The 9,445-nt window shown below is 66.3% G+C and carries 6 protein-coding genes and 1 pseudogene; 6 read left to right on the top strand and 1 reads right to left on the bottom strand.

Going from position 1 to position 9,445, the window contains the following annotated elements; translation table 11 throughout:
• Window positions 1–444 precede the first annotated feature (444 nt).
• Window positions 445–1,932 (bottom strand): methyl-accepting chemotaxis protein, encoded by a 1,488-nt coding sequence (locus ACDELDRAFT_RS15270; RefSeq protein WP_005798394.1) that lies wholly within the window; start codon window positions 1,930–1,932, stop codon window positions 445–447.
• Between the two features lie 156 nt (window positions 1,933–2,088).
• Between ACDELDRAFT_RS15270 and dapC the strand changes: the two genes are divergently transcribed.
• From dapC to ACDELDRAFT_RS15240, 6 genes and pseudogenes are all read left to right on the top strand, one after another.
• Entirely contained in the window at window positions 2,089–3,294 is a 1,206-nt protein-coding gene (gene dapC / locus ACDELDRAFT_RS15265; RefSeq protein WP_005798392.1) for a succinyldiaminopimelate transaminase, read from the top strand.
• Window positions 3,295–3,296: 2 nt separating this feature from the next.
• Window positions 3,297–4,130, top strand: coding sequence for a 2,3,4,5-tetrahydropyridine-2,6-dicarboxylate N-succinyltransferase (gene dapD, locus ACDELDRAFT_RS15260; protein ID WP_005798390.1), 834 nt, complete (start codon window positions 3,297–3,299; stop codon window positions 4,128–4,130).
• Window positions 4,131–4,214: 84 nt separating this feature from the next.
• Window positions 4,215–5,374: pseudogene (locus ACDELDRAFT_RS15255) on the top strand (PilT/PilU family type 4a pilus ATPase).
• Between the two features lie 23 nt (window positions 5,375–5,397).
• Window positions 5,398–6,603, top strand: a complete 1,206-nt coding sequence (gene dapE, locus ACDELDRAFT_RS15250; RefSeq protein WP_005798385.1) for a succinyl-diaminopimelate desuccinylase — start codon at window positions 5,398–5,400, stop codon at window positions 6,601–6,603.
• On the top strand, window positions 6,600–7,529 hold the full coding sequence (gene prmB, locus ACDELDRAFT_RS15245) for a 50S ribosomal protein L3 N(5)-glutamine methyltransferase (RefSeq protein WP_005798383.1): 930 nt from the start codon (window positions 6,600–6,602) through the stop codon (window positions 7,527–7,529). Before dapE ends, prmB begins: the two co-directional genes overlap by 4 nt.
• A 212-nt stretch (window positions 7,530–7,741) precedes the next feature.
• A partial coding sequence (locus ACDELDRAFT_RS15240; protein WP_005798380.1) for an ABC-F family ATP-binding cassette domain-containing protein occupies window positions 7,742–9,445 on the top strand: 1,704 nt, incomplete at its 3' end.

Genomic DNA, 9,445 nt, shown 5'->3' with positions numbered 1-9,445 from the left:
CACGGGCCCGGCAACGCCGCGGGCCACCGTCACCCTGACGTTCCGGCGCCCTCTGAATTGCTCGCGCGCCACAACGCGTGGGAAGCGGCTGGCCCCTCAGGCAGAACTCCACGGCCGTGCGCCCGCATCCGGGCCCCATGGAGGCTCCAAAATGGGTGCGCTTGCTGGTCGGGGCATGGCACCCACGCGGTACCGGCACGCATCGTTCCACCCAGCCTTGCTTGCAAAAGCAGTGAGTTCGGAGTTTCACCGCATCCAGCGCCTTCCACCGCCAGCGATCCACGCTTGGCGGCGACGCGTCCCTTGGGCGGCCTGCCGGCCCTCCCATCCCGATGGTGCGCAGCAGCGCCTGCAAGGCTTCAGCGGGTTTACGTCAGCCGTCGGCAACACATGCGCGCGGTGTGCACCAGACGCGGGAGCTGCCAGGGCCACCGCCGACGGCCCTCAGCGGGCCGCCAGGCTTTTGTAGACCCCGCAGCCCACGTAGAGATCTCCCACGCGCGCCACGAACGACATCTTGGTCTGCACGACACCCGTGGACGGGTTGGTGATGTCGTACTCAACCCATCCTGGTACATCATCGGCCTGGGCCACGATGTCGGACACGAGGCGGTCGCCCGCAATGCCGGGAATATCCTGCACGCGCGTCCCCACCTTGGCCGGGTTGCCGCCAAACGCCAGGTAAGTGCCGGCGGTGTCAAGCACGAACACGTACATGTCGCGGTCGTGAAAAGCCCCCGCCTTGTCGCTGATGGCCCGCAGGAAAGCGTCACGCGAAGAGGTCTTGTGCAGCGCCACCGCCTTTTTCACCAGGGCGACCGCTTCCTCGGCCGTGCCCTGCTGCAGCCGGAAAGCCGCCACGGCCCGCGAGAGCGTCGATGCGCGGCTTTGCAGCGCCTCGGCCTGCTGCACGGCGCTGCCGACCATCTGGGCGTTGTGCTGGGTGATCTGGTCGAGTTGCTGTACGGCCGTGCTCACTTCCCGTAGACCATCGCTTTGCTCTGCACTCGAGCCCGATATTTCCGACATGCTCGCCGCCACGCTGCGGATGCCGCCAGCCATCTCGGCGATGCCGTCGCCCGCCGTGCGGATCAGGGCGGCACTGGCCTCGACCTGGTCCACCGACGCACCGATCAACTGCCGGATCTCGTGGGCCGCATCGGCAGAGCGCTTGGCCAGCGTGCGCACTTCGGCCGCCACCACCGCGAAGCCCCGCCCCTGCTCGCCCGCGCGGGCAGCCTCGACGGCGGCATTCAGCGCCAGGATGTTCGTCTGGAAGGCGATGCTGTCGATCACGCCAATGATCTCGGTCATGCGCCGCGCGCCCTGCTGGATGGCCTGCACCGACTGCACCGCCTTCGCCATCGCCTGCGCCCCCACATCCACCGCCTGCCGCACCTGGGCGGCGTGCTGGTCGGCTCCCAGGGCCGTCTGGGCATTGCTTTGCACGGCCGCCGAGAGCTGCTCCACGCTGGCGGCGGTTTGCTCCAGGTTGGCCGCCTGCTGCTCGGTGCGCTCTGCCAAGGCACGGTTGCCGTGGGCGAGCGTTTGCCCGGCATGGGCCACCAGCGCCGCGTTGCTGCGGATGTCGGCCACCATCGACGACAGCGTGAGCACCATGCGATCCAGTGACTGGGCCATCTCGCCCAGCTCGTCCTGTCCCTGGCCCCCCGCATGCGCGCACAGGTCGCCGCCCGTGGTGCGCTGCATGGCAAAGGCGAGACCCGCCATGTCTGTCGAAAGGCTGGCATACAGGGCCAGCACCAGGTACAGCCCGAGCACCACGCCCGCCAGCACCAGCCACCAGGGCGCCGAGGCACTAGCCGCCGCCACACAGCCCAGCAGCACGCCTGCAGTCACCGCCAGCTTGCCGGGCAGATGCAGCCGGCGCATGAGCCCCTGGCCCGGTCGCAGCGGGGAAAGTCCGGCCATGGTGTCTCCCATGTAGTTAGAAATAGTTACAACCATGCTAGGAGGCCGCTCTTACGCCGGATTGACAAACGCTGCCGGCGAGGGTTTTCCATGAGCCGTCTGCGCGCAGGGCCGCGCGGGGCGGCGCCGCCATGGCATCCACCATAATGCAGCCCCATGAATCCCCTGCTTTCACACCTTCAGCCTTACCCCTTCGAGCGGCTGAGACAGCTCTTTGCGGGGGTGACGCCTCCGGCGGGCTACAGCCCCATCAGCCTGGGCATGGGCGAACCCCGCCACCCCACGCCCCAGTTCATCAAGGATGCTCTCACCGCCCACCTCGGCGGGCTGGCCAGCTACCCCGCCACGGCCGGCGAGCCGCGCTTGCGCGAGGCTTTCTCGGGCTGGCTGTCGCGGCGCTACGGCCTGGCGGTCGATGCCGCCACGCAGGTGCTGCCGGTGAACGGATCGCGCGAGGCCCTGTTTGCCTTCGCCCAGACAGTGATCGACCCTTCCCAGGGCCAGCCCGTGGTGGTCTGCCCCAACCCCTTCTACCAAATCTACGAAGGCGCCGCCGTGCTGGCCGGGGCGGCACCCTATTACGCCCCCAGCAATCCGGCCCGCAACTTCGCGGTCGACTGGGACTCGGTGCCCGGCGCCGTCTGGCAGCGCACGCAACTGCTGTTCGTCTGCTCGCCGGGCAACCCCACAGGGGCCGTGATGCCGCTGTCCGAGTGGCAGAAGCTCTTTGAGCTGAGCGATTGCCATGGTTTCGTGATCGCATCGGACGAGTGCTACAGCGAAATCTATTTCCAGGGCGAGCCGCCTCTGGGCGGCCTGCAGGCGGCTGCCCGTCTGGGACGCGGCGACTTCAAGAACCTGGTGTCGTTCACCAGCCTGTCCAAGCGCAGCAACGTGCCAGGGTTGCGCAGCGGCTTCGTGGCCGGCGACGCAGCGCTGATGAAGGCCTTCCTGCTTTACCGCACCTACCATGGCAGCGCGATGAGCCCCGTGGTACAGGCCGCCAGCATTGCGGCCTGGGGCGACGAGCGGCATGTGGACGAAAACCGCGCGCTCTACCGCAAGAAGTTCGCGCAGGTCACCCCCTTGCTGGCCGGGGTGATGGAGGTTTCGCTGCCCGACGCGGGCTTTTACCTGTGGGCCAAGGTGCCAGACGCCCTGGGCATGACCGACACCGAATTCGCCCGGGCCCTGCTGGCTCAATACAATGTCACCGTGCTGCCCGGCAGCTACCTGGCCCGCGAGGCCCAGGGCAGCAACCCCGGCGCCCAGCGCGTGCGCATGGCCCTGGTGGCCGACACCGAAGAATGCGTGGAAGCCGCGCTGCGCATCGTCCAATTCATCCAATCCCGTACTGCCTGACCATGACCCAACAACTCCAAACCCTCATCGACAACGCCTGGGACAACCGCACCAGCCTCTCGCCCGCGGCCGCCCCCCAGGAGATCGTTGACGCCGTCGAGCATGTGATTGCCGAGCTGAACAACGGCACGCTGCGCGTGGCCACCCGCGAGGGCGTGGGCCAATGGACGGTGCACCAGTGGGTCAAGAAGGCCGTTCTGCTGTCGTTCCGCCTGAAGGACAATGAGATCATCTCGGCCGGCGACCTGGGCTTCTACGACAAGGTGCCCACCAAGTTTGCCCACCTGAGCCCGCAGGAACTGGCCGCCACCGGCGTGCGCGTGGTGCCCCCCGCCGTCGCGCGCCGCGGCAGTTTCATCGCCAAGGGCGCGATCCTGATGCCTAGCTACGTGAACATCGGTGCCTATGTGGACGAAGGCACCATGGTCGACACCTGGGCCACCGTGGGCTCCTGCGCCCAGGTCGGCAAGAACGTGCACCTTTCGGGCGGCGTGGGCCTGGGCGGCGTGCTCGAGCCCCTGCAAGCCAACCCCACCATCATCGAAGACAACTGCTTCATCGGCGCCCGCTCCGAGGTGGTGGAAGGCGTGATCGTCGAAGAAAACTCCGTTCTGGGCATGGGCGTGTACCTCGGCCAGAGCACTCCCATCTTCAACCGCGCCACCGGCGAGATCAGCTATGGCCGCGTGCCCTCGGGCTCGGTGGTCGTCAGCGGCAATCTGCCCAAAACGGCCGCCAATGGCGCGCCCTACAGCATGTATGCCGCCATCATCGTCAAGCGCGTGGACGCCCAAACGCGCTCCAAGACCAGCATCAACGACCTGCTGCGCGACTGATGGCGCGGCGCCGTGGGTGCACGCCGGTGTGATTGAACAGCGTCCCAGGGCCGTTGGCTGACCGAAAAACGAGAGGGAAACACCATGAGTACGATGGAGCGGATTCTTCGCCTGATGAGCGAAAAGAAGGCATCAGACGTTTACCTGTCTGCCAATGCACCGGCGCTGATCAAGATCAACGGCGAGTGCGTGCCGATCAACAACCAGATCCTGCCGCCCGACGCACCGCGCAACCTGCTGTCCGAAATCGTCCCGCCCGACCGCATCGAGGAACTCGAGGAAACGGGCGAACTGAACATGGGTGTGCCGCTGACAGGCGTTGGGCGGTTTCGCGTCAGTGCCATGCGCCAGCGCGGCAGCTACGCGGTGGTGATCCGTTTCATCACGCAGCAGATTCCCGACTTCGCCACCCTGAACCTTCCGCCCATCCTGGGCGACCTGATCCTGGAAAAACGCGGCCTGATCCTCGTGGTAGGCGCCACCGGCTCGGGCAAGAGCACCACGCTGGCGTCGATGATCGACAACCGCAACAACCAGCTCACGGGCCACATTCTCACGATCGAAGATCCGGTCGAATACCAGTTCCGCAACAAGAAATCCATCGTGAACCAGCGCGAAATCGGCAGCGACACGCAGTCGCTGCAGACCGCGCTGAAGAACGCGCTGCGCCAGGCGCCGGACGTGATCCTGATCGGCGAAATCCGCGACCGCGAGACCATGTCGGCCGCCATTGCCTACGCCCAATCGGGCCACCTGTGCCTGGCCACGCTGCACGGCAACAACAGCTACCACGCCCTCAACCGTATCCTGAGCTTCTACCCCGTCGAAGTGCGTCCCACCATGCTGGGGGACTTGGCGTCGGCGCTCAAGGCGGTGGTGTCGCAGCGCCTGGTGCGCACGGTGGACGGCGGCCGCGTGCCGGCCGTCGAGATCATGCTCAACACCAAGCTGGTGTCCGAGCTGGTGGAAAAGGGCGACTTCTCGGGCGTCAAGGAGGCCATGGAAAAATCCATGGCCGAAGGCTCGCAGACCTTCGAGGAAGCCCTCGCCCACCTCATCATGGAAGGCAAGATCGACCGCAAGGAAGGTCTGGCCCATGCCGACTCGCCCACCAACCTGATGTGGCGCCTGCAAAACGACTTCGCCCTGGCCGCCAACGCAGCCAAGGCACAAAAGAAGCGCGGGACACCCCCGACGACCAACCCTCCTTCACCGAAATCGTGCTCGACGTCAAACCCGCCTGACCCGATTTCCCCAGATCTTTCCGATGTCCCGCACCCTGCACCTGGCCGAACAGCTCATCTCCCTGCCCTCCATCACGCCCCAGGATGCGGGCTGCCTCGACCTGCTGGCGGCGCGCTTGGCCCCGCTGGGTTTCGTCTGCGAGCGCCTCGACAGCGGGCCCGAGAACTTCCGCGTCAGCAATTTATGGGCAAAAAGGCCTGCTGCGCTTGCCGAACGTGCGCAAGGCGCTACAAAAACGATAGTTTTCGCGGGCCACACCGACGTGGTTCCCACCGGCCCGCTGGCGCAGTGGAGCAGCCACCCGTTCACCCCCATGCACAAGGACGGCAAGCTCTTTGGCCGGGGCGCCAGCGACATGAAGACCTCCATCGCCGCCTTCGTGGTGGCGGCAGAGGAATTCCTGGCGGCGCACCCCGATCCGCACCTGGCCATCGCGTTCCTGCTGACCAGCGATGAGGAAGGCCCTTCGGTCGATGGCACCAAGGTGGTCGTCGAACAGCTCAAGGCGCGCGGCGAGGTGCTGGATTACTGCATCGTGGGCGAACCCACTTCGGTCGAGAAGACGGGCGACATGATCAAGAACGGCCGCCGCGGCACGCTCAGCGGCAAGCTCACCGTGCGCGGCATCCAGGGCCACATCGCCTACCCACAACTGGCGCGCAACCCCATCCACCAGGCCCTGCCCGCGCTGGCCGAAATGGCGGTCACGGAATGGGACCACGGCAATGCGTTCTTCCCGCCCACCAGCTGGCAGATCAGCAACATGCATGGAGGCACCGGCGCCACCAACGTGATTCCTGGTGAAGTGGTGGTCGATTTCAACTTCCGTTTCTCCACCGAATCGACGGCCGAGGGCCTCAAGCAGCGCGTGCATGCGCTGCTCGACCGCCACAGCCTCGAATACGACCTGCACTGGACCCTGGGCGGACAGCCCTTCCTCACCACGCCCGGTGACCTCGTCACGGCCGTGCAACAGGCCATTACGGCAGAGGCGGGCATCGCCACCGAACTGTCCACCACCGGTGGCACCAGCGACGGGCGTTTCATTGCCCAGATCTGCCCGCAAGTCATCGAGCTGGGCCCACCCAACGCCACCATCCACAAGATCGACGAGCATGTGGTCGTGGCCGACATCGAGCCGCTCAAGAACATCTACCGCCGCACCCTGGAAAACCTGAACCGCCAGGCCGCCACGGCCGCCGCAGCTATCCAGGCAGGTACGGCATGAGCGGCCCCGCGACACCCCTTCCTGCGCTGCAAGGCACCACCGTGGGCGCGCTGGTGCATTCAGGCGCCAAACTGCTCACGGCCGCAGGCGTTTCGTTCGGACACGGCACCACGAATGCCCGGGACGAGGCCGCCTGGCTGGTGCTGTGGCGCCTGGGCCTGCCGCTTGACAGCGATCTGGACGATGGCCCCGATTCCATCGCCAATCAGCCTGTAGCGCACGGTGCACTTGCGCAGGTTGCTACACTTTTTGAAGAACGCATCCACAGTCGCAAGCCCGCAGCCTACCTGACGCGCGAGGCTTGGCTGCAGGGCATCCCGTTCTATGTGGACGAGCGCGCCATCGTGCCGCGCAGCTTCATCGCCGAACTGCTCGTTGACGGCAGCATCGACGACTTTCTGGGCGAGCACACGCGCCGCGTGCTGGACCTGTGCACCGGCAACGGCAGCCTGGCCGTTCTGGCGGCCATGGCCTGGCCGGAAGTCGAAGTCACGGGCGCCGACATCTCGCCGGATGCCCTTGAGGTGGCCCGCATCAACGTGGACCGGCATGGCTTGCAGGCGCGCATCACGCTGCAGCTGTCCGACGGCCTGGCCCAATTGCCCGGCCCGTGGGACCTGATCATCTGCAACCCGCCCTACGTCAATGCGGACAGCATGTCCCGGCTGCCTGCCGAATACCTCGCTGAACCCGCTTTGGCCCTGGCTGGCGGCACCGACGGCATGGACTTTGTGCGCAGGCTGCTCCAGGACGCGCCCTCGCGCATGAGCGAAAATGCCGTGCTCGTGCTCGAAATCGGTAACGAACGCCCCTACTTTGAGGCCGCCTTCGGGCAGTTGCCTGTGTATTGGGTGGACACCAGCGCGGGCGACGACCAGGTGCTGGTGGTGACGCGCCAGGCCCTGGCCGCCTTTTTTGCTTCCTGAAGGAGGTGGTGGGCGCCGTTCCCGGCTTGGCCTGGCTGGCGCTCGCGTGGTTGCCTCCCGGCGCGCCCACCCTCGGCCCATGGGCGATGTCCCGTGCGCAATGCCGCGCCGCCAGGCCTTCCGAGCCGGCGGCAACCGCGCTACCCGCACCCTGTATTCCATTCCCCGGCGGGGGTAATCCCGCCGCTTGAAAAGACTGTCGACCCGTTTCCATGATCACTCTCAAAAATGTCGTCTTGCGCCGCAGCGCCAAGGTGCTGCTCAACGGCGTCAACGCCACCATCAATCCCGGCGAGAAGGTGGGGTTGGTCGGGCGCAATGGTGCTGGCAAGTCGAGCCTGTTTGCCCTGCTGAACGGTTCGCTGCACGAAGATGGGGGCGACTTCCAGATTCCGGCGCAGTGGCGCATGGCCCAGGTGGCACAGAACATGCCCGAGACCGATGAATCGGCCACCGCGTTTGTCGTGGCCGGCGACACGCGCCTGGCCGACCTACACGCCCAGTTGGCGAAAGCCGAGGCCGACGACGATGGCATGGCCATCGCCCATGCCTACACCGACTTGGCCGATGCCGGCGCACACGATGCCGAGCCCCGCGCGCAGGCACTGATTCTTGGCCTGGGCTTCAAGGTGTCCGAGCTCGACAAGCCCGTGAACAGCTTCTCGGGCGGCTGGCGCATGCGCCTGCAACTGGCCCGCGCACTGATGTGCCCAAGCGATCTGCTGCTGCTCGACGAACCCACCAACCACCTGGACCTGGATGCCCTGGTGTGGCTGGAGGCCTGGCTCAAGCGCTACGAAGGCACGATGATCGTCATCAGCCACGACCGCGAGTTTCTCGATGCCGTGACCAACGTCACCCTGCACATCGACAACGCGCAGCTCACGCGCTACGGCGGCAACTACAGCAAGTTCGAGGATCTGCGCGCCCAGCAGCTCGAACTGCAGCAGGCCAGCTTCGCCAAGCAGCAGGAAAAAATCGCCCACCTCAAGAAGTTCATCGACCGCTTCAAGGCCAAGGCCAGCAAGGCCAAGCAGGCGCAAAGCCGGGTCAAGGCGCTCGATCGCATGGAGAAGATTGCGCCCGTGCTGGCCGAGGCGGAATTCACCTTCGAATTCAAGGAGCCGCTCAACCTGCCCAACCCGATGCTGGCCATCAGCGACGCCGCCTTTGGCTACCGCGGCGAGGACGGGCACGAAACCACCATCCTCCAGAACGTGAGCCGCAGCGTGCTGGCCGGCCAGCGCATCGGCATTCTGGGCGCCAACGGCCAGGGCAAGTCCACGCTGGTCAAGACCATTGCCCGCACCATGACCCCGCTGGCGGGCACGGTGACGGAAGGCAAGGGCCTGTCGATCGGCTACTTCGCCCAGCAGGAGCTGGACGTGCTGCGTCCCCAGGAGAACCCTCTCGAACACATGATCCGTCTGGCCCGGGAACTGGGCCCCAACAGCCGCGAATCCAGCCGTGAACAGGACCTGCGCAGCTTCCTGGGCACGTTCAACTTCACGGGCGACATGGTCAAGCAAAGCGTGGGCAGCATGAGCGGCGGCGAAAAAGCCCGCCTGGTGCTGGCCATGATCGTCTGGCAGCGCCCCAACCTGCTGCTGCTTGACGAACCCACCAACCACCTTGACCTGGCCACCCGCGAGGCGCTGTCGATGGCGCTCAACGAATTCGAGGGCACCGTGATGCTGGTCAGCCACGACCGTGCGCTGCTGCGCGCCGTGTGCGACGAGTTCTGGATGGTGGGCCGCGGCGCCGTCGGCCCCTTCGACGGCGACCTCGACGACTACCAGCGGTATCTGCTCGATGAAGCCAAACGCCAACGGGAACTGGCCAAGACCGAGGCGGCGGCGGAAAGTGCCGCGCTCAAGGCCGCATCGGCCGCCGCTTCCACGCCCGCCGTGCCCCCA

Source organism: Acidovorax delafieldii 2AN (genome assembly GCF_000175235.1).
GTDB classification, from domain to species: Bacteria; Pseudomonadota; Gammaproteobacteria; order Burkholderiales; family Burkholderiaceae_C; genus Acidovorax; species Acidovorax delafieldii_B.
This window is presented reverse-complemented; position numbering and strand designations above follow the sequence as displayed.

What these genes read in the sequence shown, in the direction of transcription:
- prmB (WP_005798383.1), top strand. Translation starts at nt 6,600, where the DNA reads ATGAGCGGCCCCGCGACACCCCTTCCTGCGCTGCAAGGCACCACCGTG.
- dapD (WP_005798390.1), top strand. Translation starts at nt 3,297, where the DNA reads ATGACCCAACAACTCCAAACCCTCATCGACAACGCCTGGGACAACCGC.
- ACDELDRAFT_RS15270 (WP_005798394.1), bottom strand. Translation starts at nt 1,932, where the DNA reads ATGGCCGGACTTTCCCCGCTGCGACCGGGCCAGGGGCTCATGCGCCGG.
- dapC (WP_005798392.1), top strand. Translation starts at nt 2,089, where the DNA reads ATGAATCCCCTGCTTTCACACCTTCAGCCTTACCCCTTCGAGCGGCTG.
- dapE (WP_005798385.1), top strand. Translation starts at nt 5,398, where the DNA reads ATGTCCCGCACCCTGCACCTGGCCGAACAGCTCATCTCCCTGCCCTCC.